At 49.5% G+C, this 26,987-nt stretch carries 19 protein-coding genes; 14 read left to right on the forward strand and 5 right to left on the reverse strand.

The window, feature by feature from the left end:
* Positions 1-105: 105 nt before the first annotated feature.
* From KTO58_RS27105 to KTO58_RS27145, 9 genes are all read left to right on the forward strand, one after another.
* Positions 106-516, forward strand: a complete 411-nt coding sequence (locus tag KTO58_RS27105; RefSeq protein WP_095836405.1) for a hypothetical protein — start codon at positions 106-108, stop codon at positions 514-516.
* A gap of 35 nt (positions 517-551) precedes the next feature.
* A complete protein-coding gene (locus KTO58_RS27110) occupies positions 552-2,090 on the forward strand; it encodes an FG-GAP repeat domain-containing protein (RefSeq protein ID WP_157752716.1) in 1,539 nt (512 codons plus the stop codon).
* A gap of 406 nt (positions 2,091-2,496) precedes the next feature.
* Positions 2,497-3,387 carry an EboA domain-containing protein gene (locus tag KTO58_RS27115; RefSeq protein WP_095836403.1) on the forward strand — a complete coding sequence of 297 codons (891 nt, stop codon included), beginning with the start codon at positions 2,497-2,499 and terminating at the stop codon, positions 3,385-3,387.
* A gap of 77 nt (positions 3,388-3,464) precedes the next feature.
* Complete coding sequence (locus tag KTO58_RS27120) at positions 3,465-4,433, forward strand: TatD family hydrolase (RefSeq protein WP_225859940.1); 969 nt, start codon at positions 3,465-3,467, stop codon at positions 4,431-4,433.
* A 98-nt stretch (positions 4,434-4,531) separates the two neighbouring features.
* Positions 4,532-5,395, forward strand: a complete 864-nt coding sequence (gene eboC / locus KTO58_RS27125) for a UbiA-like protein EboC (protein WP_095836401.1) — start codon at positions 4,532-4,534, stop codon at positions 5,393-5,395.
* A 122-nt stretch (positions 5,396-5,517) separates the two neighbouring features.
* The gene (locus KTO58_RS27130) at positions 5,518-6,690 is read left to right on the forward strand and encodes a 3-dehydroquinate synthase (protein ID WP_095836400.1); all 1,173 of its coding nucleotides are present in this window, start codon (positions 5,518-5,520) and stop codon (positions 6,688-6,690) included.
* Between the two features lie 13 nt (positions 6,691-6,703).
* Complete coding sequence (gene eboE / locus KTO58_RS27135) at positions 6,704-7,909, forward strand: metabolite traffic protein EboE (RefSeq protein ID WP_095836399.1); 1,206 nt, start codon at positions 6,704-6,706, stop codon at positions 7,907-7,909.
* 46 nt (positions 7,910-7,955) lie between these two features.
* On the forward strand, positions 7,956-9,323 hold the full coding sequence (locus KTO58_RS27140; RefSeq protein ID WP_095836398.1) for an alkaline phosphatase family protein: 1,368 nt from the start codon (positions 7,956-7,958) through the stop codon (positions 9,321-9,323).
* Between the two features lie 128 nt (positions 9,324-9,451).
* Entirely contained in the window at positions 9,452-10,237 is a 786-nt protein-coding gene (locus KTO58_RS27145; protein ID WP_095836397.1) for a sulfite exporter TauE/SafE family protein, read from the forward strand.
* A 69-nt stretch (positions 10,238-10,306) separates the two neighbouring features.
* Here the strand turns inward: KTO58_RS27145 and KTO58_RS27150 are convergent, their stop codons facing one another.
* From KTO58_RS27150 to KTO58_RS27160, 3 genes are all read right to left on the reverse strand, one after another.
* A complete protein-coding gene (locus KTO58_RS27150; RefSeq protein ID WP_095836396.1) occupies positions 10,307-10,657 on the reverse strand; it encodes an MmcQ/YjbR family DNA-binding protein in 351 nt (116 codons plus the stop codon).
* A gap of 367 nt (positions 10,658-11,024) precedes the next feature.
* Positions 11,025-12,794 carry a DUF885 domain-containing protein gene (locus KTO58_RS27155; protein ID WP_095836395.1) on the reverse strand — a complete coding sequence of 590 codons (1,770 nt, stop codon included), beginning with the start codon at positions 12,792-12,794 and terminating at the stop codon, positions 11,025-11,027.
* A 207-nt stretch (positions 12,795-13,001) separates the two neighbouring features.
* Positions 13,002-14,378 carry a 3-keto-disaccharide hydrolase gene (locus tag KTO58_RS27160; protein WP_095836394.1) on the reverse strand — a complete coding sequence of 459 codons (1,377 nt, stop codon included), beginning with the start codon at positions 14,376-14,378 and terminating at the stop codon, positions 13,002-13,004.
* A gap of 446 nt (positions 14,379-14,824) precedes the next feature.
* On the opposite strand from KTO58_RS27160, the gene KTO58_RS27165 reads away from it, so the two are divergent.
* The 5 genes from KTO58_RS27165 to KTO58_RS27185 all read left to right on the forward strand — a co-directional run bounded on the left by KTO58_RS27165 (position 14,825) and on the right by KTO58_RS27185 (position 25,076).
* Positions 14,825-17,875, forward strand: a complete 3,051-nt coding sequence (locus KTO58_RS27165) for a SusC/RagA family TonB-linked outer membrane protein (RefSeq protein ID WP_225859941.1) — start codon at positions 14,825-14,827, stop codon at positions 17,873-17,875.
* Positions 17,876-17,894: 19 nt separating this feature from the next.
* A complete protein-coding gene (locus KTO58_RS27170) occupies positions 17,895-19,355 on the forward strand; it encodes a RagB/SusD family nutrient uptake outer membrane protein (protein WP_095836392.1) in 1,461 nt (486 codons plus the stop codon).
* A 351-nt stretch (positions 19,356-19,706) separates the two neighbouring features.
* Positions 19,707-22,691 carry a SusC/RagA family TonB-linked outer membrane protein gene (locus tag KTO58_RS27175; protein WP_095836391.1) on the forward strand — a complete coding sequence of 995 codons (2,985 nt, stop codon included), beginning with the start codon at positions 19,707-19,709 and terminating at the stop codon, positions 22,689-22,691.
* A gap of 33 nt (positions 22,692-22,724) precedes the next feature.
* Positions 22,725-24,341 (forward strand): RagB/SusD family nutrient uptake outer membrane protein, encoded by a 1,617-nt coding sequence (locus KTO58_RS27180; RefSeq protein WP_095836390.1) that lies wholly within the window; start codon positions 22,725-22,727, stop codon positions 24,339-24,341.
* 159 nt (positions 24,342-24,500) lie between these two features.
* Positions 24,501-25,076, forward strand: a complete 576-nt coding sequence (locus tag KTO58_RS27185) for a DJ-1/PfpI family protein (protein WP_095836389.1) — start codon at positions 24,501-24,503, stop codon at positions 25,074-25,076.
* A gap of 64 nt (positions 25,077-25,140) precedes the next feature.
* Here KTO58_RS27185 and KTO58_RS27190 read toward each other — a convergent pair whose 3' ends face one another.
* Both KTO58_RS27190 and KTO58_RS27195 read right to left on the reverse strand, forming a co-directional pair.
* The gene (locus tag KTO58_RS27190; RefSeq protein WP_095836388.1) at positions 25,141-25,914 is read right to left on the reverse strand and encodes an ABC transporter permease; all 774 of its coding nucleotides are present in this window, start codon (positions 25,912-25,914) and stop codon (positions 25,141-25,143) included.
* Positions 25,915-25,916: 2 nt separating this feature from the next.
* Positions 25,917-26,828, reverse strand: coding sequence for an ABC transporter ATP-binding protein (locus tag KTO58_RS27195; protein WP_095836387.1), 912 nt, complete (start codon positions 26,826-26,828; stop codon positions 25,917-25,919).
* Positions 26,829-26,987: the final 159 nt, after the last annotated feature.

Here is a 26,987-nt window from a genome sequence, read left to right on the forward strand (position 1 = left end):
TAAGAACTTGAAATACACAAACAGCCGGGATAAGTATCCCGGCTGTTTGTGTATCATGAACACCGGCGCGATCCATTACCTTTGCAAAGCCAAATCCCTATTATCATGTTTGATTTCATCAGGAAGTATTTTTCCCATAATAAACAGGACGATAAGTATGCCGGTCTTAAGAAGAATGGCAAACAACTGCTGGCAAGATTTGACGATTTACAGATCATACCATCGGAAGAACAGATAACGTTGCCGATTGAAGATACTACGAGGGTACAAATGTTGGATGCATTGGCTGGCAAAGAACATTCACAGGAGATCAGAAGAGAGGGTTGTTACCTGGTATACGCATACAAAGATTCCGCCGGTGCCGTCAAAAAACTGGTAAGTCCATATATCGGAATGGATCATGCAACATTGTCCTTCAAACTGTTGGCGCAGAAAGAAATTTCAATTTATATTAATCCTGTAAATACAGAAGAATATTACTTCGATATAAGTTTTTTACTTCCCACGTTTCCGTAACTTCACCCACTTAAATTCATTAAATCCAGATCATTTTGAAGCGCAACCAATTTATTATTCTGCTATGCTTCATCATTGTCAGCTTTAGTATTACAACGGGTGTGGGTTGTAATAGTGGCCGAAAGAAAAGTAAAGAGGTGCTTAGAGGAGAACAGCTGGCAGCACAAGTGTGTAGCAGCTGCCATCTGCCGGTTTCACCGGATATGCTGGACAAGAAGACATGGACAGAACATGTGTTACCCGCTATGGCGCCTCATGTCGGTATACAGGTATGGGGACAGAACCAATATTTCCAGGATATTAAGGCTGGCAGTAAAGCCGTTGTCAGTTATGGAGAATGGATGGCGATCGTTAAATACTTCGAATCAGAAGCACCGGATTCTTTGTTGCCGGCACCTTTGCCGGTACCCTACCACGAAGAAGGACAACCTTTCGTCATGAAAGCCCCGCAATGGACAGATACCACGCAGGTAGCCGGGACAACCATGGTATGGATCGATACGATAAGAAGATATACCTGGTCCGCAGATAACACCGGTCGCCTGTTTCGCTGGAATGCCGCCATGGAAAGCAAACAGGTCGCTCAGCTACGCTCGCCCGTAGTGAATATCCTCCCGGCACCGGATGCCATAGACTCTTCCGCACTGATACTCACACTCATCGGTGATATGCGGGCCACTGATCTGCCGCAGGGAGAAATATTGAAAATGCAGGTCAGCGCCGATACCGCAAAACCATTACAGTCGATGGCCCTCGCTATGCCCCGTCCCCTGCAGACTGTTCCCTTTGACGGAAATAAAGATGGCCTCACAGACTATATCGTATGCGGTTTCGGGCATAATGCAGGTGGTTTGTACATCCTGCAACGACATGAAGAAGATGAAGAATTTTCCCGCATTGATCTCCGCGAAGTACCAGGAGCTACCCAGGTGGTAACAGGCGATTTCAACGGAGATGGCTGGCCCGATATCATGGCCCTATTCGCACATGCCCAAGAAGGAATTTGGATGTTCCTGAATGATGGCAAAGGCGGATACAATACAAAAGAAATATTGCAGTTCCCACCCGTATACGGATCAACCAGCTTCCAACTTATAGACTTCAACCACGATGGCCGCCTGGATATGCTATACACCTGCGGCGATAATAGCGACTATTCCATGGTCTTAAAGCCTTATCATGGAGTTTACCTTTTTGAGAATAAGGGAGATTTTAAATACGAACAGGCGTTCTTTTACCCGGTAAATGGCTGTACCAAAGCGGTCGCAGCAGATTTTGACGGAGATGGAGACCTGGATATTGTCACGATCGCTTTCTTCTCCGACCTGAAAAACCGGCCGGGAGAGAAATTATTGTATTTTGAACACCAATCGCAGTGGCGCTTTGTACCTTACACACTCCCCGGACAACGGGAAGGTCGCTGGATCACCATGGACGTTAATGACATAGACGGCGATGGAGACCCCGATGTCGTACTAGGGAACTTTTCCCAGGGTTTCATGATCCAGGATGGCCTGACACCTTACTGGAATAAATTCCGGCCCGTATGCTGGCTACAAAATACAACTAGATAACCTACCGGGGAATAAATAAAAAAAAGTAACCCTACCTATATCATTATATGGTAAATATTCTGGCTAACTTGAATGTTTTAACATACATTCGCTAGGAAAAAAAGGGTTTTATTACTTATATTGCAGTAAGATCCTGCCGAATAGCAGAGAAAGCTAAAGCGCTGAAGAAGTGTTTAGCAGGCAACCATAGAGACTTACATATCGTATATAAAGATACTCCTGATGAACTAATCAGGTTTTTAGAATGGCGGAAGGAGAGGCACAAGTTGCCTCTCTTTTATTTTTGATCAACAATAAGATAAATAACCCCGGATTACCCCCCAAAAGGATAATTTTCCCCGTTGTTATAGCAGAATCTGTAACTTTATTCGCTAAATAGCCAGTAACGGAATAATCAATAGGCGCAATGGAAAACGCATATCACTATGACAAGGAAAAGGTAGAAGCGCTATTATGGGACGTCATTCAACAGCAAAGTACCGACAATGGACTTGCCTGGTTACAACAACGCACGGCTAACTGGAAAACCACAGCCGCTGTACAACAGTTTAACCTGACTTTCACCGCTATACCTCGCTTTCTAAGCAAAAATGAAATCACTGTTTCACCAGAAACAGCAACCGCTCTCCGCCATCTAATCGATGGATATACCATTCATGGCTATACACTCGATCGCCTGGCAAGAGTATGGTGGTTGTTACAATTACCTGCTGATGATCGCAAAACTTATACACAAACGATCGAAAACCTGTTTGACGCTGCTGAAATGAACGAGCTGGTCGCCTTATATGGCGCCCTCCCCCTGCTGGCATGGCCGGAAGCCTGGCGCCTCCGTACCGCTGAAGGGATTCGCTCCAACATCGGTATCGTACTACAGGCTATTATGACAGACAATCCCTATCCCGCCCGATACCTGGAAGAACCAGCCTGGAACCAGCTGGTCATGAAGGCATTTTTCACAGAAAAACCTATACACCAGATCTCCGGGCTCGATAAACGGGCTAACCAGCCACTGGCGGCTACCCTCACCGATTATGCCCATGAAAGATGGGCCGCAGGACGCCCTGTACATCCACAACTCTGGCGACTGGTAGCACCTTTCATTAACGATAATAACTGGCCGGATATACAACGTATCTGGCAATCCGAAAACAGTATCGAGAAAGAAGCCGCCGCCCTGGCCTGCGCCATGTCTCCATATGAACCAGCTCATACCTTGCTGCATCAGGACAAAGCCCTGCAGCAGGAAATCAAAGATGGAACACTTACCTGGGACGCCCTGGCGCCCAGATGCTAAAATATTCACGTATTAAACACCCCTGCCAGTTAACACCGGCAGGATAACTATTAATTATTATGTGTTGCAGCCACAATTTGACAGAGAAAGACTTACAACCACTGTCCTATAGTCCGGCCTACCTCGACAAGATCAAAGGCATGCGATTCTTCGATCCGCATGTTCATATGACCTCCCGTACCACCGACGACTACCAGGCAATGGCAGATGCAGGGATTGTAGCCATCATAGAACCTTCCTTCTGGTTGGGCCAGCCCCGCACAGGTGTAGATACCTTCCGCGATTACTTCAGCAGCCTCATAGGATGGGAACGCTTCCGCTCTTCCCAGTTCGGTATCAAACACTACTGTACCATCGGCCTCAACTCCAAAGAGGCCAACAACGAACGCCTCGCCGAAGCCGTCATGGAAATGTTACCGCTCTTTATCTATAAAGAAGGAGTAGTAGGTATCGGTGAGATCGGCTTCGACGACCAAACAGCCGCCGAAGAAAAATATTACCGCGCACAACTGGAACTGGCCAAAGAAGCCGGCCTGCCCGTACAGATACATACCCCCCACCGCGATAAGAAAAAAGGGACCCAGAGAAGTATGGACATCGCTATCGAACATGGCCTCGACCCCCACATGGTGATCGTAGATCATAATAACGAAGAGACCGTTAAAGAAGTCCTCGACAGAGGTTTCTGGGCCGCCTTCACTATATACCCGTTTACCAAAATGGGCAACGAACGTATGGTGGCCGTTGTAAAACAATATGGAAGCGAACGTATTATGGTCAACTCCGCCGCCGACTGGGGCATCAGCGATCCCCTCGCCGTTCCCAAAACAGCTGCCCTCATGCACGAAAGTGGTATTGACACGAATGATATTCATTTGGTAACTTACCGCAATGCAATAACTGCATTTGCGCAAAGCGGACAAATCAACGAAGCCGACTTCGACACTGTCAGGGATATCGACCAAAGCCTGAAGTTTAATGGAAGTACCGTGCTGAGAGGTGGACAACAGCCGCGCGTAAATAAAAATTCAACGATCATTCGTTAATCCATAACATCTTACAGTGTTATGTTTGTTAACAGTTAGGGAAAACGCGTAGACTGGTGAGTTATATTGGAAGCAAATTAATAGGATATTTACGTTTAATGCGACCGGCCAATATATTGACAGCAATAGCTGATATATTGGCCGGTATAGCTATATCCGGATACTGGTTCAGAGCAGATATGTACTGCCTCGATGCCCGGTTAAGGATCGCCTGCCTCTGCCTCGCCACTATCGGCCTGTATGGCGGCGGTGTCATGTTCAACGATATCATGGACGCCAAACTGGACAAAATAGAACGTCCGGAACGTCCCATACCTAGCGGAGTGATCACCGTAGGGCAAGCCATCATACTGGCAAGTTACCTGCTATTGGTAGGTATCCTGGCGGCTTTTACCGTCGGTAGTACCGCTGGCTACATCGCCATCGCCACCGCTGTTTCAGCCCTGGTATACAATCGATGGGGAAAACACAACCAAGTGCTGGGCCCCTTTAATATGGGATTATGCCGCGGACTGAACCTGCTCCTCGGCGTCTCCATCTGGGAGCCCGCCTTGTTACAATACTGGTGGATCGGCTTGTTACCCGTAGTATATATCGCTGCTGTTACAGCGATCAGCCGCGGAGAAGTATATGGTGGAAATAAACGGGTACTGCGTATAGCAGCCGTAGGATACGCAGTGGTATATACCTCCATCGCTATATTGGCAGCCCTGAACGGACGCATCTGGCAGGCATTACCATTTATCCTCCTCTTTGCATTTATGATCAATAAACCATTGGCCAATGCTATGAAAGACCCTTCCGGGCCTAACATCGGCAAAGCCGTAAAAGGTGGAATAATCGCCCTCATAGCCATGAATGCCGCCTGGGGTGCTGCCTTCGTCAGTATTCCGTTTGCATTGTGTGTACTCTTGTTATTGCCACTGTCCCTCTGGCTGGCAAAAGTCTTCGCCGTTACCTGATCCGTATCATCCATCAGGGATTAATACATTATGAACAACTATAGGTACACAATTAACATGTCGTACCATATCAGAATATAGCCCTATCTTGACCTAGTTTTTGAAATCGTTTGCTTTGAGTTATGGAGTATTTACAACAGTCTTTTAATATCAGCTACGAATACCGTGTTTTCTTTACGCAGGAATTATTCGACCCGGCTAACCGGTGCTTCGCTGATTACCTGGAGCAGGTCGCCAGCAAACAATATCGTAAGAAATTATTGTTTGTAATCGATAATGGCTTCCTGCAATACCATCCCGCATTATCCGCACAGATACATGCTTATTGCGCAACAGTACCTCATTTCGAATTAGTGCCCGATATCATTACCGTACCGGGTGGCGAATCCGTAAAAAATGATGAACCACTCTTCAATAGCCTGATCGCAGCGATCGACAAATATGCCATCGACAGGCACTCCTATGTGGTCGCCATCGGTGGGGGCTCCCTCCTCGACCTCGTCGGATACGTGGCTGCTATATCCCATCGCGGTGTCAAACATATCCGCATCCCCACCACCGTACTCTCTCAGAATGATTCCGGTGTAGGAGTGAAAAATGGGATTAACTATAAAGGAAAGAAGAACTTCCTGGGTACCTTCGCCCCGCCGGCAGCAGTGTTCAACGATAGCAACTTCCTCCTGACCCTCGAAGACCGGGACTGGAATGCAGGCATATCCGAAGCTGTAAAGGTAGCCCTCATAAGAGACAGCGCTTTCTTTGACTGGCTCGAAGACAACGCTGCTGCATTGGCTACCCGTAATCAGGAAGCCATGCAGGTACTCGTGCATCGCTGTGCCGCCTTGCATATGGAGCATATCGGCAGAGGCGGCGACCCCTTTGAAAGCGGCTCGTCCCGCCCCCTGGACTTCGGTCACTGGAGCGCTCATAAACTCGAACCGCTCACGGACTTTGCATTACGTCACGGAGAAGCTGTCGCTATCGGCATCGCGCTCGATAGCGTGTACTCCTCACTGATAGGATGGCTGCCCGAAGCAGATATGCACCGGATCGTCCGGCTGCTGCAGCAACTGCACCTGCCCGTATATCATCCGCTCCTCGCCAGTGCCGGCGATCAGCCTTCCCCGGTGATCAAAGGACTGGAAGAGTTTCGCGAACACCTGGGCGGTCGCCTCACCATTAGCTTGCTCAGAGCCGTCGGTAAAGGAGAAGAAGTACACCAGATGGATCTCGCACTGGTCGCTAAAGCGGCCGCCATGTTACAACTGGTGAGCGACGCACAGCTCACCCACTAACGATTACCATACTATGTTGACAACATACGGACACCTGACTTATTGCACCAATATCCATAGTGGCGAAAACTGGGACGACCACTTCCGGCAGTTACAACTGCACCTACCAGCCATCAAAGCCGCAGTGTCGCCCGACAAACCTATGGGCATAGGACTCAGGGTAGCCAACAAAGCCTCCCTGGAGCTCAGTAAAGAAGACCAACTGCTGGACTTCAAACACTGGCTGAAACAACAGGATTGTTACGTCTTCACCATGAATGGCTTCCCCTACGGTAGCTTCCATGATACCGTCGTCAAAGACCAGGTGCATACCCCCGACTGGACACAGGCCGACCGGGTAGCATATACCATACGGTTGTTCCGCCTGCTGGCAGCTTTGCTGCCCGAAGGAATAGAAGGTGGGATCTCCACCTCTCCGCTTACCTATAAACCCTGGTTCAGCCGCTGTGAAGAAGAACGCAATTCGGCGACCGAAACAGCCACACTAAATATACTGTCTGTCGTCGAACAACTGGTACGCATCCAGCGTGCCGGCGGCCCCGTAATGCACCTCGATATTGAACCGGAACCAGATGGACTGCTGGAAAACACACAGGAATACATAGATTGGTATACCGGGGCCTTGCTGCCGGCCGGTATTCCCTTCCTGCAGGATAAATTCGAAGTAGATGCAGCTACCGCTGCTACCCTCATACGTACACACGTACAGCTGTGTTACGATGTATGCCATTTCGCATTGGAATATGAGACGCCTCAACATGTGTTGGATCAGCTGGTACAGTATGATCTGAAAGTCGGCAAATTACAGATCAGTGCAGCCCTCCGCGCTGAAATACCGGGCGATACCACCGCCCGCCAGCAAGTGCTGGACGCCTTCGCCCTATTCAACGAGCCAGTATATCTTCACCAGGTTATTGCCCGGCAACCTGAAGGGCAGACCCATTACCCCGATCTTCCGCAGGCACTGGAAGCCGCCGCCCCGGCAACGGAATGGCGCTCCCATTTTCATGTGCCTGTCTTCCTGGACCAATACGGCCTGTTAGGTTCCACCCGGCAGGATATCGAGACCGTGCTGACCTTACAGCGGCAACAACCATTTACCGCTCACCTGGAAGTAGAAACCTACACTTGGGACGTATTACCCGCTGATCTGAAGTTACCCATAGGGGAAAGTATCGCCCGGGAATTGAACTGGGTAAAGCAGCAGTTGGAATTGTAATAATCCAATCCTAGCTTTATGCTGGAATTAGTAACGGAGAAGAATCATGAGAAAAACAGTTGTCATTGATGTAGTGGGGCTTTCTTCCTCACTGATTGGCCCACATACTCCCTTCCTGCAACAGTATGTGCAAAAGCACCACCTTTCCAATATTCAACCTATGTTGCCTGCCGTAACAACTGCAGCACAAAGTACTTATGTCACCGGACAATGGCCCAGTGAACATGGTATCGTCGGCAACGGTTGGTATGACAGAACAGATGCAGAGGTCAAGTTCTGGAAACAGTCCAATAAACTGGTTCAGTCCTCCAAAATATGGGACAAGGCCAAACAGCTCAATCCCTCTTTTACAACTTCGAAAATGTTCTGGTGGTACAATATGTACGCCAGTGTAGACTACTCCGTTACACCACGCCCGCAATATCTCTCCGATGGCAGGAAAATGCCGGATTGTTACGCACACCCCGCTTCTCTCAGGGACCATCTGCAGAAAGAACTGGGTCAGTTCCCGTTATTCCAGTTCTGGGGGCCAGGCGCTAACATCAAATCTTCCCAATGGATCGCCGATGCATCCATTCTCACAGACGGACTATATCATCCTACGCTCACACTCATATACCTCCCGCATCTCGACTACTGCTTGCAAAAGTTCGGGCAGGATATCCCGCGCATCAGCAAGGAACTGAAAGAGATAGATGACCTGTGTCGTCAGTTGGTCACCTATTACGAACAGCAGGGCGCCGAGATCATCATCCTGTCAGAATATGGTATCACCAATGTGTCCCAGCCTGTTCACCTCAACCGCTTGCTCAGACAAGCCGGTTTGCTGCAGGTAAGGGTAGAAAGAGGACTGGAGCTGCTCGATCCGGGGGCCTCCAGGGCATTCGCCGTAGCCGATCACCAGATCGCTCATATCTACCTGAATGATCCCTCCTGCCTCAGACAGGTAAGAGCAATACTCGAACAAACACCTGGTGTACAACTGATCCTCGACCGCGAAGGCAAACGGCAACATCATATCCATCATGAACGTAGCGGTGACCTTGTAGTAGTGGCTGACGAAAAAAGCTGGTTCACCTACTATTACTGGATGGATGATACCAAAGCACCCGATTTCGCCCGTATCGTCGATATACATCGTAAACCCGGCTACGACCCGGTAGAAATGTTTATGAACCCTGCCGATCCGCTTGTTAAACTGAAAGTGATCGGTAAACTGTTGAAAAAGAAACTCGGTTTCCGCTATCTCATGGATGTCATTCCGCTCGATGCCTCCCTCATCAAAGGGTCGCATGGCCGCCTGACAGAAGATCCTGCCTTACAACCTGTAATTATCACCCCCCGGGCTCCCGGCGACAAGAGCATACCGGCCACCGCCGTATACGATGTCATCTGGAATGCCCTTATGCAATAACCCCTTGTTATCTTCCATAACTTTTAGTTATCACGTGGCGCTTGTGCTTCGGCGTACCTTCGTGCCCGGAACCAACCTGTAATTCTTTATAACCAACCATCCGGTCACTCAGGCCGGCATATAATGTTATGGATATACTACACCAATACAATTATTGGGTGATTGCATTTATAGGGATCGTCGTAGGCTATCTGTCCGGACTCCTGGGAAAAGGAGGCAGCGCGATCAGTACCCCCGCACTCCAGATCTTCGCAGGCGTCAACCCGTTCTTCGCCTTAGCCTCCCCTTTACCCGCTGCTATCACCAGTACCGTTGCCGCTACTACCGTTTACAACCGGGAAAAACTCTTCAACAAACGGCTGATCATCCTCTGCGCACTGTATGGCGTACCCGCCACCCTGGCCGGCGCCTGGTTTAGCAAATACCTGCCCGGACACCTGCTGATGATCTTTACCGCCGTATTCATCATGAGCATCGGCTGCTCATTACTGTATTCTTTCCTGAAAAAGAACCGGACAGATACTACAGCAGCTCCTGCCATTGCGATCGATAGCCCCATTGTGATATGGGCTGCAATAGGTATAGGATGCCTGTCCGGCCTGCTGGCCAATGCTGGCGGGGTCCTGTTTAGTTCCTTCTTTATCAAACGGATGAGAATGCCGGTAAAACAGGCACTGGCCTGCTCTATCGTATTGTCGGCGCTACTATCTGTTCCGGGAGCACTGGCACATTGGTGGCTGGGGCATATAGACTGGAATATAGCCATGTTGCTGGCATTTACTTCCATACCGGCGTCTTACCTGGGGGCTAAAACAGCAGTACGCATGAAATCACCGGTATTAGAGAAGCTGTTTGCCTGTACACTGATCCTTTTTGGGGCATATGATATGATATTTACCTTGCTCCGCCATTAGGCATAAACAACTCAGGCCATGTAGGCGATATGGTAACAGTAAGGCTAAAAAGGGGAGAAAACAGGCATTTTAAGCGTGCTGCTTCAAAATAGCATCCTGCTCTTCCGGCGGCAGGCTCTTTACGACCATCTCATAAGCATGTTGGATCAACGACTGTAATTCCGGCCAATCCAACAGGTCGGCTTGTCTTACCTGTACCCAGTGATATCTCGCCAGGTAAGGTGTCGGCTCGATCCCGCTACGGGCGATCAGCTGGTGAAATTGTTCAGGCTCACATTTAAAGGAGATCTGGAAGGGCGGTTGAGTGTTAAGCATGCAAAATATCTTGCCACCAACGGAAAAGCGCAAATCATTATCCCATTTCTCTTCCGATACTACCGACGGAAAAGAAAGGCAATGCTGATGGGTAATCTCAAACATAAAACAGCATTTTTAGCAGTTCATAAATTTCAGAAGCATATCCTTGCGCCCTTATTGATATGCCGGAAACCTGAGAGCCGGAAGTCCGATGACCTGTTCCAGTCAACACGCCGTAATCCGTGTTCTGAATGATGATAATAAAGCTTGTTGATAAGTTAGGATCTGTCAAACCCAATGCTCACACTGAAAGGTTTCCATGGTGTCGCCACCACTATAAAATTAAGGATAAATTCTCAAACACATTTAACCAAATTGTTAATAGGCAAGGGTTTAACAGTACTGCCAAAATAGAACAGGGAGAAAGAATTAATATAGAACTTATACTAATATCTTTACTCCCTGAGAATAGTATCCTTACAGCTGATGCTTACTTAAATCGCCTTCTCATTTTTACCTCCAGGATCGACAATGGCACACCCCCGTCTTTTAACAGTTCGTCATGAAATGCTTTTAATCGTTCTATACCAGCTGCGGCCGGTGCATATTCTGCCCGCAGTGCTTTGATCTTCAACTCCCCGGTCTTGTACGACAAAGCCTGCCCCGGAATGGCCATATAACGCTCGATCTCTGCGATCGCTTCTTCCTCCGACAATGGCTCATTGTCCATCATATACCGTAAAGCCTGCTCCCGGGTCCAGCCCTTATTATGTATCCCCACATCCACTACCAACCGGATCGCCCGGTGTATCTCGTCCGTCAGCCGGCCGAAATACATATACGGGTTCGTATATAATCCCAGTTCCTTGCCCAGGCTCTCACAATAAAGGGCATATCCTTCGCCGAAAGCACCTATCCAGCAATACCGACGGAATTTCGGTAAGCTGTCGTTCTCTTGTTGCAGCGAATACTGGAAATGATGCCCTGGAATCGCTTCATGCAGGAATAAGGTTTCCATACCCGTATAGCTATACTTCCTGGCATCCAGGATCGGAACATAAAACACCCCGGGACGGCTGCCGTCCGCACTCCCTTGTACATACTCTGCGCTGGCAGAGGCCGCCCGGAATGTCTCCGTCTGACGTACCTCAAAACCAGCCTTAGGCAACTTGCCGTACAACTGCCGGATCTTCGGCATGATCTTATGCGATATGGCCAGGAAAGAATCCAATACCGCCTTAGGCGTCTGGAATATCCGGAATTGCCCGTTCTCCCGGATGAAAGTGAAAAACTCCGGCAGACTGCCCTTAAAACGAGTACTTTCTTTTACTTGCTCCATTTCCTGACGGATGCGCGCTACTTCTTGCTCTCCGGTAGTAAAGATCTGCTCGGGTGCCTGGTCAGTAGTGGTCCATTGACGGATTAGATAGGCGTAATAAGCCTTCCCATTTGGCAACGACCCGATGCCGCTGGTGCTCCTAGCCTTCGGCAAATACTCCTCCTGGAAGAACGTATGGAGCTTGCGGTAGGAGGGAAGTACATAGTTGGTGATCACCGCTTCATAAGAGGTACGCAAGGCGCTGGCGCTAGCACTGTCCAACCCGGGAGGCAATTGACGCAGGGGCTGGTAAAATACATTGGAAGTATCCCGCGCCGCGAGCGAGGCCATCTGGGGAAGCACCTTCACGACCAGGGCCTTGGGTAGCACATATCCTATGCTTATACCACGGCGCATATTGACAATAGCAGTATCTGCCCACTCCGCAAATGTTTTCATACGTTGCATGAAACGTTCATAATCATCCTTGGTCTTGAAAGGTTGAGCGCCCGTACCAGCACCTAACTGAGGCAGCGTAAGGGTAAGCCCCCAAAATTGCTGTATGGGCATCAGATGATCCGGGTACTGTAACCCTTCCTTGCCAATACGCACCTCCCGTAATAACATGTCGTAACTGATCCGGTCATTGGAAGATAATGCCACTGTATCGATCCCCTTCAAGGCCGTCGCATACCGGGTGTAAAAACTATCCAGCCGTTGCCGGAAATGCTCGCTGATATCGATCTGTAATAAGTCATCATACTGATGCTCCCCATTTGTGGTAGCGTCCAGCGGGAAAAGCGCCATCTTTTCATCATAGTAACGGCCGAGTAGGTGTTGCAGAGAGTCGGCGCCCGCTCCCGTTGCCTGACCATGCTGGTCACAGGCCGATAGGGTTGCCAAACAGGATACTACTGCAATGAGTCGCTTAAAAAGGGTCATGTCGCAGAATTTTGGGTAAAAAAAAGCAAAAAAAAACACTCCGAAGAATCGGAATGTTTTATATAGAACAGTGAACAATGAAAAATCTTTATATCAACAGTCGAAATAGTAACTGTTCAAACCACTTCAACTGCTATTTTTTAGTCATTTGGCCTTCTCAGCAAAAGATTCAGGGCCTGAATCCGAAATTTTCGGCAATATACTTTATTATTTCAGCTCTTTTATCTTAATGCTTCGGAAAGATACTTCATTACCGTGATCCTGCAACAGAATATGACCTTCCGGCCACAAACCAAAGTTTTCCCAGTTTTTGTACTTGCTGATAGCTACCAGGTCCTTAAAGGCCTGGGAACCACGTTCATATTCCAGTACTTTATAGCCATTCAACCAGTGTTCTACATGATTGTTAGGATAAACGATCACCCGTCCTTTATTCCACTCTCCAATAGGTTTGATGGCGGCCTTTACCTGCTTGCGGGTCATCAGGTCGTACAGGGAAGCTAATGTCCTGTTACCATCCCGTCCCAGCTTGGCATCCGGGTGTTTTTCATCATCCAGTACCTGGTATTCCAGCCCGATCGCTGATTTACCTTTTGTATCGTAAGACTCTTTTACAAAGTACTTGACGCCGCTATTAGCTCCTTCCGTCAGTTTGAAATCGAATTCAAGATCAAAGGCACCGTATTCTTTTTCTGTGACAATGTCCCCGCCGGAACCCATTTCATCTCCGTTGGATTGATGAATGGATAATGTCCCGTCTGTTACTGTCCACCCTTTATCAGGAAACTGTGTCTGATTGACCCTTCTCCAACCTTTGGCCGTTTTACCGTCCCACAAGAGCTGGTATCCGTTTTTACGCTCCTGACCCGAGAGATCATTAGGAACGTAATTCGCTACAAAGATATTATCATAAGGCGAATATTCAGCGGCCGAAGGATTTTCTATTATCCGGATATTTTTCCAGTGTATCTTTTTGCCGGCATCCGCCTCTTTGTTGCCAATACCGTGTACCTGCAGGGCTATGAACCCTTTCAAGGTCATATCGTCGATCAGATGGGCCGCCGGTACACCGTTCACCCAGGTCCTGATCTCCGCACCCCGGCATTCGATCCGGTATTTGTTCCAGTCCTTCGCCTTAAAGGCCGTCTTCGCCGCTGCATTCAACTCCAGCGGATATAACCAGCCACGACGGGACTCATCATAAATACCACCACTCCAGGCTCGCTCACTGGGATCGACTTCCATCTGATACCCGTGCACCCGGCCTTCTTTATAAGAAGGCTTACTCTCGCTGCGGAACTGTATACCGTAATTCATATCGGCATCCAGCTTCAACTCCAGCTCCAAAATAAAGTCTCCGTAGTCTTTTTCAGTGGCCAGGAAGGAATTAGGACTCTTCAATACAGAGGTACCCACAATCTCCCCATTCTCGGCGGCATACAACGCAGTACCATTCACCTGTTTCCAACCTTTCAGGTCCTTGCCGTTGAAAAGCGATTGCCATTTACCCTTTTTACCGGATTGTGCATAAATACTGCCACATAGCAATAAAGCACTTCCAAATAGTAACAGTGTCTTTTTCATAACTTTTACTGGAATAAGACAGGCAAATTATAAAATGAAAACAAATTTTACAACCGATTGCAAATAATTTAACTTATTCACCACAACCAACCGCAATTCCCACACCTTATGCCCTTCTTCCCATCCCATATCGCTCCTGATACCTTTTCAATGAAAATAATTGCAAACGATTGCATTTATCGAATATTTCATTACTTTTAGTCAAAAATAAATCATCCAATGTCATTTTAGGCAAACGATTGCTATTTTGATGCAGGCAACCAACATCACAGTCGAACTTACATAAACTGAAACCACGATCTGATCGCGTTATCTCTTCCGGCCATGCCGGTACAAACTGACAGGAATTAAATAGGACAAGACTTTTATCAATCCAAACCAAATAAACAGGCCAACTTATTGTGCGAATAGGGCCGGTACTGGCCGCTCATTGAAAATTAAACGTTATGAAGAGACTGTTATCATCGAAGGTCAGATGGATACTCCTATATCTGCTGACTCAACTTACAGTAGCAAATGCCCAGTCTATTGTTGTTAAAGGGAAGGTGACGGCTGCTAAAGAAGGGATCCCGCTCACCGGCGTTACCGTCGCCGTAAAAGGTGGAAAAACTGGTACCCAAACCGACGGACAGGGGCAGTTCCAGTTGAACGTCACTGACCGTAATGCCGTACTCCTATTCACTTACATCGGCTTCATCGCCAAAGAAGAAGCCCTGAATGGCCGCGCCAGCGTCATCATCACTTTAGAAGAAGATAACCGCAAACTCGACGAAGTAGTAGTAGTCGGATATGGCCAGCAAAAAAGAAAAGATGTCACCGGGGCCGTTTCCTCTATCAATTCCGCAGACTTGCTCAAAACACCCGCTCCCCGCGCTGACCAGCTGCTGCAAGGCAAAATGCCGGGCGTACAGGTCATGAACAATACCGGCCGCCCGGGTGGTCCTCCCAGGATCAATATTCGTGGTAGCAACTCCGTAAATGGCAGTAACGACCCGCTGATCGTAATCGATGGGGTGATCGGTGGCGACTTCAACGATGTGAATCCGGGAGATATCGCTTCCGTAGACGTACTGAAAGATGCTTCTGCTACCGCTATCTACGGCTCCCGTGGCGCTAACGGCGTGATCATGATCACCACCAAAAGAGGTAAGGCGGGCAAAACACGGGTGAGCTACAACAACTATTTCACGGTGCAGCAGGTCGCCAAAAAACTCGACTTGCTTAATGGCGCCGAATTTTACCAGATGAGACAAAACCTGCTGGCATTCTATAAATCCAAGAACATGCCCGCTGCCGTAGCCCTAGAAAAGGAACTGTCCCAAGTAGATCGCTCTATCAATACTGACTGGCAGGATGAAGTATTCCGCCAGGGCTTTCAGATGAACCATGAGCTCTCCATCGCCGGCGGCTCCGAAAAGACGAGGTTCATGTTCTCCGCCGGTTACATGAAACAAAAAGGTGTCATCGACGGCTCCGACTTCCAGAGAGCTTCGGCCCGCTTCAACCTGGATCATGAACTGAGCAACAAGATCCGTATAGGCATCAACCTCGCACTGGCCAAAACAGGAGAGAACAGGGTCGCCGAAAATCAGGCCGGTGGCTCTGAAGGTGGCGACGTTATCCAGAATGCCAACAAGTTTGACCCCACCCTGCCGGTATATGCTGCCGATGGCGATTATATCCGCCCGCGCAATTCCGGTAGCCAGCTCGAAAATCCCCGGGCCATGCTTAACGAGCGTACCCGCAAGTACTTCGGTACCCGCCTCACGGCCAACGTATTCGGCGACTATGCCGTTACTTCCTGGCTGAACTTCCGCAGCAGCTTCACCTACGACTATGCAGATGATCTCAATAAATTCTTTACCTCCGGTAAATTGCTGGCAGAGAAAAACAGCGGCTACGCAGAAGCACAAACCAATAAATACAATCACTGGATCATAGAAAATACACTCACCTTCAACAAACAGTTCGGCGATCATCGCCTGACCGCTTTGGGGGGCTTTACCGCTGAAGAGGAAACCGTATACGACTTCTCCGCTTCCGGCCGTGGCTTGTCTACCGAAGCATTGGAATACAATGGCCTCAACCTGGCCGCTACGCCGGCTATCAACTCCGGCAGCGGCAGGAACACCCTGGCCTCCTTCCTGGGAAGAATCAACTATAGCTTCAAAGATCGCTACCTCCTCACCCTGTCCGGCAGGTCCGATGGGGCATCCAAATTCGCGAAGAACAACAAATGGGCATTCTTCCCCTCCGCAGCATTGGCCTGGCGGATGAGTGAAGAAGACTTTATCAGGAGCATACCTACCATCAACAACCTGAAACTCCGCGTCAGCTACGGTCAGTCCGGTAGCCAGGCGATCAGCAGATACCAGTCCCTGGCGCGTATCACCACCGGCGCCCGCATGTATAGCTACGGCAATACCGAAGTAGTAGGTGCACAAAACGGTAGCGTCGCTAATCCTAACCTCACCTGGGAAACAACTGCACAGCTGAATGCAGGTATAGACTTCAGCATCCTCTCCGACAGGATCAGCGGTGCAATCGACTATTATCATAAGAAAACCACCAACCTGCTCTACAGCAAGCCCGTACCTACCTACACCGGCTATACGTCTGTACTGAGCAATAGCGGTACCGTGATCAACAAAGGCTGGGAATTCGAACTCAATACCCGTAACCTCACAGGCGCCTTCACCTGGAATACCAACATCAACTTCAGCGCCAACAAAAACAGAGTACTGGCCCTGGGCGACCTGAAAGAGATCTATCAGAATGGTTCCGGCAACGCCCTGGGCGATGGTTTCAAAAGAACGGGCGTATTGCGCATCGGGCATTCTATCGGTGAATTCTATGGCTATGTGTTCGATGGTATCTATCAGCATGACAAAGAAGTACAGGCCCTGCCTTTCCCCGGCGCTAAACCTGGTTCCATTAAATACAAAGATGTGAACGGCGATGGCCAGATCACCCCGGACGACCGCACCGTGATCGGCCTGGGTGTACCTAAGTTCACCTATGGCTTTACCAACGATTTTGCTTACCGCAACTTCGATCTGAGCGTGTTCTTTCAGGGTTCCTATGGCAATGACATCCTTAACATGAACCGTATCAAACTGGAACGTGCAGGCTATGAAGAAAATTCCCTCCGTACCGTACTCAACTACTGGCATGGAGAAGGTACCAGCAACACCATCCAGGCGCTGGACGAACCTACCGGTGAAATGAGCAGCCGCTTCATCGAAGATGGCTCCTATCTCCGCCTCAAAAATATCATGCTGGGGTATTCGCTGCCTGCCTCCCTGCTCAAACGCTGGGGCATCCAGCATCTTCGCATCTATGTGAGTGGCCAGAACCTCCTGACCTTTACCAAATACACAGGCTACGATCCGGAAGTGAACTCCCGCAGTGGCGATGGCGCCCTCTTCTGGGGATATGATCTCGGTAGCTACCCGGGGATCAAATCCTACACTGCCGGATTAAATGTGACTTTCTAAGCCTAAAAACATTGCAATCATGAAAAAGATCATCGTTTATATATCGCTGTTAGTAAGCACTGTTACCGCTTCCTGTAATAAGTTCCTCGAAGAAAAACCGGAAGATTTTGACTTCCTCTCACCGGAAAACTTCCCGCAGACAGATAAAGATGCGGAGCTGATGCTGGCCGGTACCCTCAACAGAGTAAGAGCACAGGGTTATTACGACCGTGGTTTTTATTTCGTATCCGAAATAGGAGGAGAGCTGGTGAATTCCGTCCTCCCCGTTCAGTCCCGTCTTGACTTCGACTACTATACCTGGAATGCCGGTAATGAAAATACCGTTTCCTTTTGGCAGCAAGCCTATAGCGCCATCGACGGCGCCAACACTATGATCAAAAAGATCCCGGTAGCACCCAAAATGACGGATGAGAAAAAGGCCCAGTATGTAGGTACAGCCCGCTTCATTCGCGCGATGGCCTACTTCGACCTCGTGCGTGCTTTTGGAGACCTGCCCCTGCTCACAGAACCAGTGACCGAACCCGAAAAGGCTTTGTCCCTGAAACGCTCTCCCATTAGAGAGGTATACGATGTCATCGTGGCTGACCTCCAGTATGCGGGTGATAAATTACCCGAAAACTGGTCCGGTGGCGCCGGCAGGCCGGTGAAAATGGCCGCCAGGGCACTCCTGTCCAGGGTATACCTCACCATGGCCGGCGAACCCCTGAAAGATGCCTCCAAATGGATAAAAGCTGTGGAAGAAGCCAGGGCCGTAGTAACCAATGGTAAATTCCGCCTGCTTCCTGACTTTGGTAACCTCTGGAAAATAGCCAATAACAATAATACAGAAGTACTCTTCGCTATACAGTTCTACACCGCCAGCAGTGGCGGTACCATGATGGCCGTTCAATCCCGCCCGCTTAATGCCGGCAACGAGGCCGGATGGGGCTTCTGGACTACCACCGAAGCTTTTATGAACGAATTTCCCGACAACGACAAACGGAAGGCCGCCACCTTCCTGACTTCCCTAGGGGGCCTCCACTACAAACAATTTACTGCCCCACAACCTTGCCTGGCCAAATGGAGCGATGCCGGCCGCGCTGTATTCCTCGATAAGAACCGCCGTACCGACCTAGCCGTGCCCGTGATCCGCTATGCAGAAGTACTGCTCAACCTCGCCGAAGCCGAAAATGAAGCCAACGGTCCCACCGATGCCGCTTATACAGCAATTGGAGAAGTAAGGGCACGCGCCGGACTTACCGAGTTAGCAAAGGGAATGTCCCAGGAAGAATTCCGCCAGGCCGTACGCTTCGAACGTAAACATGAACTGGCATTTGAATATAACCGCCGCTTTGACCTGGTACGCTGGGGACAACTTGACCCGGTAATGGGTAACGACCCCCTGTCAAAGGCGGCCTATAAATCATTTAAGAAACTGTACCCGATCCCTGAAAATGAGATCTCCATCAATCCTAATATCAAACAGAACGATGGCTATTAACAGGATCGGTTGGCAAACCTGACTTCAGGAAGGTGCTGCTATTCCTACTGAAGTAGACGGAAACGTCAACAAAGAGAGCGCCAAAAGGGCGCTCTCTGCTTTTTCCCCCAATTCCTATACCTCTAGTCCACCTTTCGCATAGTTCAGGTATAGCTTTCCTATACCTTTGGTCCACCTTTCCCGCACCTACCGGCCCAAAAAAAACATTTCCAACCCCTAACCCGCGCTGTTACCACTTTTCACCCCCGCTGGCATGCAACTAAACTTCCGTTTGCTTGCAACCGATTGCAGTTTTGCTTATATTGGTCCCTCAGGTGAACATCAACATTTATTAACCAAAATTCCTCCGTTATGAAAGTCTTGCTTAGCAAGTGGCTCAGGTTGCTCCTCCTGTGCCTGCTCTGCTGCGGGTCGCTAGCCCGGGCACAATCCCCTACCATTCAGGGAACTGTCACAGATGCCAAAGATGGTACGCCATTGGTCGGTGTTACTGTCGCCGTAAAAGGTAAAAGCATCGGGACCCAAACAGATGCCAATGGACATTATCAGCTAAAAGTGCCTGATCCTCAAGCCATATTGCTCTTTTCCTTTATTGGATATGCCCAGCAGGAACACCCAGTTGGCGGTCGTAACATGCTGAATATCAAATTGGGCGACGATCAGAAGAAGCTGGAAGAAGTCGTAGTGGTCGGATATGGTGCACAAAAGAAAAAAGACGTCACCGGCGCGATCTCCTCCGTTAATGCAGCCTCCATCCGGGAAGTACCCGTTACCAACGCCCAACAAGCACTGCAAGGGCGGGCGCCGGGTATCGAAGTGCTTAACAACAGTAACAAACCGGGTGACGAACCCCGGGTACGTGTCAGGGGAAACAGGTCCCTTACCGCTGGCAACGACCCGCTCTACGTAGTCGATGGTATCCCCTTCGCAGGCAATCTCAATGATCTCAATCCAAGAGATATTGCCTCCATGGAAGTGCTCAAAGATGCCTCCGCCACTGCCATCTACGGCTCACGCGGGGCTAACGGTGTCATCCTCGTTACCTTGCAAAAAGGCCGGACTGGTCCTCCGGTAGTTTCCTACAGCGGTAGCTATGGCGTCAGCCGGCAGTTGAGTAATACTGATATGATGAATGCCCAGCAGTACATCGCCATGAAAAAAGAAGCCTACCGCGCCGCCAACCTCAACGATGCCGATGAAGCCATCTTCACGCCCGTCGAACTGGCAAACGTCCGGAAAGGTACCAACACCAACTGGCAGGATCTCCTCCTGTCACCAGGATACCAGACCAACCACGCCCTGAGCGTCGCCGGCGGTTCCGATAAAACAAAATATGCCTTCAGCGGCGGCTACTTCCGTGATCAGGGGGTACTTAAACTACAGAACTACGAACGCTACAACCTGCATATCGGTATCGACCAGCAGATCGGTAAGCGCGTTCGTACCGGTGTCTCCCTCACAGGTACCTATAGCACCCGCAATGGGGAAACCTATAACGGGATGGGCGCCGCGCTCAAAATGCTGCCCATCGCCGCCCCCTACGATGATCAGGGTAAACTGATCACCTATCCTACCGGCGACAGCCAGCAGCCTAACGCCCTCCTCGATTATGAACCGGGCAACCGTATCGAAAAACGTACCCGCGTCCGCCTGTTCGCCAGCTTATACGGAGAGGTCGATATCTTAGATGGCCTGAAATACCGCCTCAACGTAGGCCCCGACGTACAGCAAAACAACTACGGTCGCTTCCAGGGTAAAAACAATACCGACCTCCTTATCGGTGGTGGCGACGCTACTGCCAATAAAGATGGTCAGTTCGTATGGGCATATACAGTAGAGAATATCCTGAACTACAACAAAGTGTTTAATAAAAAACATGCGCTGAATGTAACCGCCCTGTACAGCGTACAACGCCAACGGGAAGACACCTCCACCGCTGCTGTAAGAGGTATTCCAGTAGAATCACAGGAATATTACAACCTGGGCCAGGCACTGGCCGTTACCGGTATCGGCAGCCAGTTAGGTAGCTGGACGATCCTCTCCTATATGGGACGTATCAACTATACCTTCGACGATCGTTTCCTGGCTACGCTCACCCTCCGCGCCGATGGCTCCTCCCGCTTCGCACCGGGCAAACAATGGGGATACTTCCCCTCCGTAGCACTAGGATGGAATCTCTCGCAGGAACAATTCATCCGCAATGCCCGCTTCATCGATAACCTCAAACTGCGTGTCAGCTATGGTAAGATCGGCAACACCGGTATCCCCCCTTACGCTACACAAGGCGGACTGAACCGGCTGCCCTACTCCTTCGGCAACAAAGGCGTACTGGGCTTCCAACCCAACCAGCCTCGTAATCCTAACCTCACCTGGGAAACGACCACCTCTTTCAATGCCGGTATCGACTTCGCATTCCTGAAAAATCGCATCAGCGGTAGCATCGACATTTATCAGCAACGTACCACCGACCTCCTGTTGCAACGTTTCCTGCCCTTTAGCAATGGCTTCAACAGCGTGTTAGAAAACCTGGGCTCTACGCAGAACAGAGGTCTCGAAATAGCCCTCTCCGGCGCCATCATCGACAATCCTAAAGGATTCAGCTGGAGCGCAGACGCTAACTTTTTCTTCAATCGCGAAAGAATACTGACCCTCATCGATGGCAAAAAAGATGTACCGGGCAATAGCTGGTTCATCGGATACCCTACGCAGGTATACTACGACTTCGAGAAGATCGGCATCTGGCAGGACGAAAAAGATGCTCAGGTCTACGGACAACGCCAGGGAGAAATTCGCCTCCGCGATGTCGATGGCAACAACCGTATAGATGACAAAGACCGCGTGATCCTCGGCTCCGCACAGCCTAAATGGTCCGCAGGCCTCACACAACGCTTCAGCTATAAAGGTTTTGACCTCTCTATCGTTGCCTTCGCCCGCGTAGGTGGCATGATCAGAAGCGACTTCTACCAGGATTATAATACCCTCTTTGGCAGATACAATAACCTGAACATCAGCTACTGGACACCTACTAATCATACCAATGATTTCCCAAGGCCGAACCGCTTCCAGGAAAGACCTAACTACAACTCTACCTTGAGTTACTTCGATGGCTCTTTCTTCAAGATCCGTAATATATCCCTGGGATATTCCCTCCCTGAATCCCTCATGAAAAATTGGGGAATGCAGGCCCTGCGGGTGAACGTAGATGTCAAACAGCCACTCATCCTGGCACCATATCGCCAGAAATACAAAGGCATCGATCCCGAAGATGTCAATACCATCGGTGTCGACGCTCCCGCTACCTGGATGTTACAGTTCGGTATCAATGCCAGATTCTGAGCCTACTTGTGTACCAGTTAAAATGTTAGATGTATGAAAAAAATAGCAGCCATAATACTGACACTGGGAGTCCTTACTTCCGCTTGCAATAAAATGCTGGACGAAGAAGTCGTATCCAAAGTGACAGACGATTTCTATAATACAAAAGCCGGTTTTCAGACAGCCGTCAATGGTAGTTACGCTGGCTTCAGGGCCTTCTACAGTACCGAAAGAGGCATGAACCTCACCGTATTCGGTACAGATACCTACACCAATGGTTCGGATGGGGATTTCAAATTCGCCAATCAATACACGCCTACCTTAAATCCGCAATATGCGCATATAAGGGAACTATGGAACGCCTTCTACCAGGCACTCAATACCTGTAATGTCGCTATCGACCGCGCTCCTATTGTGAGTGATATCGACGATGCCGCCCGGAAAGTAGGGATAGGAGAAGCACGCTTCTGCAGAGCACAATATCATTTTCTACTCATGCAGCTGTTTGGCCCCGTACCGCTAAAACTGAAGGAGAACAAAGAAGCCAGCGCCATCGCCAATCGTGATCCTATCGATGCCATTTACAAGGCCATCATAGAAGACCTCGAATACGCCGCGCAAAACCTCCCACTCACACAATCAGAATGGGGCAGAGCAACCAAGCCGGCTGCCGAACAACTGCTGGCAAGAGTATACCTCACCCGCGCCAGCTCTACGGCTAAACAGGGTACCGACTATGCCAACGCAGCCAGGTATGCTACCTCCGTCATCAGCAACTACGGCTTCCAGCTGCTCCCCGACATAGGCCAGGTGTTCGCACAGGGTAAAGAGAACAATCCCGAAACCGTATGGGCAGTACAATACACCACCGACGCGTTATACAATAGCACCGATAACAATGCCAACCGCTTCTTCCTGATGCAGTACGACATCCTGCCGGGTATGAAACGCGACCTGCCCAACGGTACGCCCTGGAAACGGTATAAACCCACCGACTTCCTGATAGATACCCTCTACAAGGACAGGATCAATGATACCCGCTATGAAAAGTTCTTCACTTCCGTATGGTATGCCAACGTAGCTACTGCCAACCTGAAAATAGGTGATACCGCTATCTGGCTGCCAGGATATGATGTGTCAGATGCCTTTATTGCGAGTAAAAAATACCTGGTCGTACCGCCCCGGAAATATACACTGGTGCTCTATCCTTCATTGAATAAACATAATGACGCCCTGCGTCCCGACAACCAGGCTTCCGGTGTTAGACCCTTCATCGCCTTCCGCCTGGCCGAAGACTACCTGATCGCAGCCGAAGCTTACATGATGACCGGGGAGACCGAAAAGGCCGTACAATACATCAATACCTTACGTATGCGTGCAGCCAGGGTCACCGCTGATCCCACGCAAACCGCCGCCTACCGCGAAGCTATGAAGATCACCGCCGCACAGCTTAATATCGACTTCATCCTCGACGAAAGAGGCCGTGAGCTGATAGGCGAACAGCTCCGCTGGTTCGACCTTGTACGTACCAATAAGCTGTTGGAAAGAGTAAGGAAACATAACTACCCGATCGCAAATCTCAACATCGCCCCCAAACACATGCTGCGCCCTATTCCGCAAGACCAGATAGACCGTACCAGCAACCCATTCCCGCAGAACGAAGGATATTAATCTGACCGGATATATACCTGAATGGCCCTCCTGTGTCGTGAAAACAACAGGAGGGCCACTTTTTTTAAGGCAACACAGACAAGCACTTCCCGTATCCCATGGAAATGCTTAATTTACTGCTCGAACGATCATATCAAAAACCTTTAACCCTGCATTGCTATGGCAAAAAAAAGAATACTCCTGTTGACAGGCGATTACGTAGAAGATTATGAAACAATGGTGCCGTTTCAGATGTTGCAAATGACAGGTCATGAAGTACATGCAGTATGCCCCGATAAAGCCGCCGGCGAAAAGGTCATCACCGCTATTCACGACTTTGAAGGCGAACAGACCTATAGTGAAAAAAGAGGCCACTATTTCGTACTCAACGCTTCCTTTTCCGATGCACTGCATGGCGAATACGATGCCCTCGTCATCGCAGGTGGCCGCGCCCCTGAATATTTAAGACTCGATAAAAAGGTCATCGAACTGGTAAAACAATTTGAACACAAACCAATCGCCGCCATCTGCCACGGCATCCAGATACTCACCGCCGCTGATATGGTAAGAGGAAAAAAATTGACCGCTTATCCTGCTGTCGCTCCCGAAGTAACCATGGCCGGTGGTACCTATGTGTCTGTCAACGTGAATGAAGCCGTCGTAGATGGTCAACTGGTGACCGCTCCCGCATGGCCCGCCCATCCGGAATGGATCAGCGAATTCCTTAAAGTATTGGGCACCACCATTACTTTGTAAAATACAAAAGGGCTATAAGGTGATATACCTTATAGCCCTTGCTGCTGCACAGCGGCAATAGGTCCTATTTATCCTCTTTACGCCGGAAATAGCAATAACCTATAGGTATCAGCAGCGCGAAATATAATACGCTCAGTAATTCATTTTTTGAAATTACTTCTCCCGATACTTTTTTATAAATGTTTATCAGCGTCAGCGAAGGAGAGGCATAGGGTACGAAATGTGCATACTTCCACCTGCCGACCAATATCATACTGGCAATTACTCCTGCCAACCCGATACCTACCGGGATCACGAAGTTCCGCCAGCGAAGACTGAACAGGTATTGTATCCCCACGATCCCCAGCACCGACAGAAAACTCCGGTAACAGGTCCGGAATAACTCCTCATAGTTAGGTCGAATGCGCAGAAATCCCAGCTCCGGATGAATGACACCGGCGATGGCCCCACCCACCAGAGTGAACAAAGAAAAGAGTATATAACATCCAACGATCATCACCAGCATCAATATCAGCTTACTGAAGTAAATGGACCAGTGTGGCACCGGTTGTGCCAGCAGCTGTTTCCAGGCATTCGCATTATATTCGAGCTGTACCGAAAGGCTCACTGCCAGTATGATGTACATCGGCAGTAACAGGAACGATACACTTTGCCATTCATTCCCGAATAGCCGGTCCCAGGGATTGGTACCCGCTGCAGGGATCATCTTTTCCCAGTAAATGATCGACGCGACGAAAAAGACAAAAGGAACAATGCCCGCACCTAGTAAGGTCAGCCACCAGGTAAAAGAATGACGGGTCTTCACAAGTTCGGAACGTACAGTATGGATCAGGTACATAGTTATTTGTTTTCAGTGATCTGGAAGAATAAGTTTTCAAGGTCATGTTGGGCGATGGCTACCTGGAAGATGTCGATATCATTCGCCGTTAGCTGTCGCACTGTAGCGGCAATATGCGCTTCCGACAGGAAAGGGAACTGCAGATGATTTCCGTTCAGGCAGACAATATCTTTCACATCCTGTAACAGTGCAAGGGCGAGGTCCGGCTGGCCCACCTTCAGTTGTACCGTAGACCGGTGCGCCTGTAAAGTCTGCAACGCCGAAAGCGTACCCTGGAACATCAGCTGCCCTTTGTGTAAAATACCTACATGTGTGACCAGCTTCTCTATCTCAGATAGTAAGTGACTGGAAAGGAACACGGTCACACCAGCTTCTTTATTCAACCGTATCAGCAACTCCCGTATCTCGATGATCCCATTCGGGTCAAGGCCGTTCGTCGGCTCATCCAGTATCAGGAGGTCCGGCTCCGACAGCATCGCCAGGGCAAGACTTAGGCGCTGTTTCATCCCCAGCGAATATTCTTTTACCTTACGATGCGCATCCTTTTCCAACCGCACCAGCGACAAGACGTCGTCGATTCGGCGCTTAGGCACTTTGCGTAGTAGGGCAATACTCAGCAGGTTCTCATACCCATTCAGATGGCTATACAGGGAAGGCATCTCTATCAGGCTGCCTATACGGGAGAGGATGGGCAGCCGGTTGGTTTGTAATGACTGATCAAACAAACGGATATGATCGCCGCGTTGCCGCAATAACCCGAGCAATAGGCGGATCAGCGTCGTCTTACCTGCTCCGTTCACCCCAAGGAAACCGTATATGCTGCCTCGTGGTACTTCCAGCTGTATATCCCGCAACACCTGGATGTTGCCGTAGCTAAATGATAACTGTTGTGTACTGATGATAGGTGTTGTCATGTCAGAAATGAATAATTACTGCAAATATGGTCCCGGCCGCTCAGAAGCAACCGTTTATTCAATATACACGGCCTGCGGGTATACCAACAGGCTTCCCCGCCATACAACCGTTGAACACCTGCGGCAGCCTGTTGATAGGAGAGAATGACCCGTTCGCTG

The sequence above is a fragment of the Chitinophaga pendula genome (assembly GCF_020386615.1).
Lineage (GTDB): Bacteria > Bacteroidota > Bacteroidia > Chitinophagales > Chitinophagaceae > Chitinophaga > Chitinophaga pendula.

Bases quoted from the DNA above. Each gene is read 5' to 3' on its own strand.
- KTO58_RS27105 (WP_095836405.1), top strand. From the start codon at position 106: ATGTTTGATTTCATCAGGAAGTATTTTTCCCATAATAAACAGGACGAT.
- KTO58_RS27115 (WP_095836403.1), top strand. From the start codon at position 2,497: ATGGAAAACGCATATCACTATGACAAGGAAAAGGTAGAAGCGCTATTA.
- eboC (WP_095836401.1), top strand. From the start codon at position 4,532: ATGCGACCGGCCAATATATTGACAGCAATAGCTGATATATTGGCCGGT.
- KTO58_RS27130 (WP_095836400.1), top strand. From the start codon at position 5,518: ATGGAGTATTTACAACAGTCTTTTAATATCAGCTACGAATACCGTGTT.
- eboE (WP_095836399.1), top strand. From the start codon at position 6,704: ATGTTGACAACATACGGACACCTGACTTATTGCACCAATATCCATAGT.
- KTO58_RS27140 (WP_095836398.1), top strand. From the start codon at position 7,956: ATGAGAAAAACAGTTGTCATTGATGTAGTGGGGCTTTCTTCCTCACTG.
- KTO58_RS27145 (WP_095836397.1), top strand. From the start codon at position 9,452: ATGGATATACTACACCAATACAATTATTGGGTGATTGCATTTATAGGG.
- KTO58_RS27150 (WP_095836396.1), bottom strand. From the start codon at position 10,657: ATGTTTGAGATTACCCATCAGCATTGCCTTTCTTTTCCGTCGGTAGTA.
- KTO58_RS27155 (WP_095836395.1), bottom strand. From the start codon at position 12,794: ATGACCCTTTTTAAGCGACTCATTGCAGTAGTATCCTGTTTGGCAACC.
- KTO58_RS27160 (WP_095836394.1), bottom strand. From the start codon at position 14,378: ATGAAAAAGACACTGTTACTATTTGGAAGTGCTTTATTGCTATGTGGC.
- KTO58_RS27165 (WP_225859941.1), top strand. From the start codon at position 14,825: ATGAAGAGACTGTTATCATCGAAGGTCAGATGGATACTCCTATATCTG.
- KTO58_RS27170 (WP_095836392.1), top strand. From the start codon at position 17,895: ATGAAAAAGATCATCGTTTATATATCGCTGTTAGTAAGCACTGTTACC.
- KTO58_RS27175 (WP_095836391.1), top strand. From the start codon at position 19,707: ATGAAAGTCTTGCTTAGCAAGTGGCTCAGGTTGCTCCTCCTGTGCCTG.
- KTO58_RS27180 (WP_095836390.1), top strand. From the start codon at position 22,725: ATGAAAAAAATAGCAGCCATAATACTGACACTGGGAGTCCTTACTTCC.
- KTO58_RS27185 (WP_095836389.1), top strand. From the start codon at position 24,501: ATGGCAAAAAAAAGAATACTCCTGTTGACAGGCGATTACGTAGAAGAT.
- KTO58_RS27190 (WP_095836388.1), bottom strand. From the start codon at position 25,914: ATGTACCTGATCCATACTGTACGTTCCGAACTTGTGAAGACCCGTCAT.
- KTO58_RS27195 (WP_095836387.1), bottom strand. From the start codon at position 26,828: ATGACAACACCTATCATCAGTACACAACAGTTATCATTTAGCTACGGC.